This window comes from Mycobacterium sp. E1715, from assembly GCF_001667625.1.
Classification (GTDB): domain Bacteria; phylum Actinomycetota; class Actinomycetes; order Mycobacteriales; family Mycobacteriaceae; genus Mycobacterium.
On record NZ_LZJJ01000128.1, the window covers coordinates 1 to 763 of the forward strand.

At 62.1% G+C, this 763-nt stretch carries 1 protein-coding gene; it reads left to right on the forward strand.

Features of this window, described 5'->3' with window-relative positions:
* Nucleotides 1-763 (forward strand): cyclopropane mycolic acid synthase family methyltransferase (locus tag A9X03_RS07080; RefSeq protein WP_156746495.1); only part of this gene is annotated, 763 nt, incomplete at both ends.

Below are 763 nucleotides of genomic sequence, written 5' to 3' on the forward strand. Positions count from 1 at the left end.
GAATCGCAATCCATCTACGACGTTTCGGACGAGTTTTTTGCCCTGTTCCTAGATCCGACAATGGGCTATACGTGCGCTTATTTCGAACGCGAGGGCATGACGCTCGAAGAGGCGCAGAATGCGAAGTTCGATCTGGCGCTGGGCAAGTTGAATCTCGAGCCGGGGATGACGCTACTCGACATCGGTTGCGGCTGGGGAGGAGCGCTGCACCGGGCGATCGAGAAATATGACGTCAACGTGATCGGGATCACGCTGAGTCGCAACCAGTTTGCCTACAGTAAGGCCAAAATGGCCGCCATCCCCACCGACCGCTCCGTCGAAGTCCGGTTGCAGGGCTGGGAGGAATTCGACGACAAGGTCGACCGAATCGTCAGCATCGGCGCCTTCGAGCACTTCGGCCGCCAGCGCTACGGCCGCTTCTTCAAGATGGCCTACCAGGTGCTGCCGTCCGACGGAATCATGTTGCTGCACACCATCGTTCGCCCCTCCTTCAAGGAGGCCAGGGCGCGGGGCATGACGCTGACGCACGAGATCGTGCACTTCTCGCAGTTCATCCTCACCGAGATCTTCCCGGGGGGCTGGCTCCCGACCCCGCAGACCGTCGGGGAGTACGCCGTAACGGCCGGCTTCGAGCTGACCCGGGTGCACTCACTGCAGCTGCACTACGCGCGCACCCTGGAGACGTGGGCGGCCGCCCTCGAGGCGAACCGCGACGAGGCCATCGCCATCCAGTCGCAGGAGGTCTACGACCGCTACATGAAGT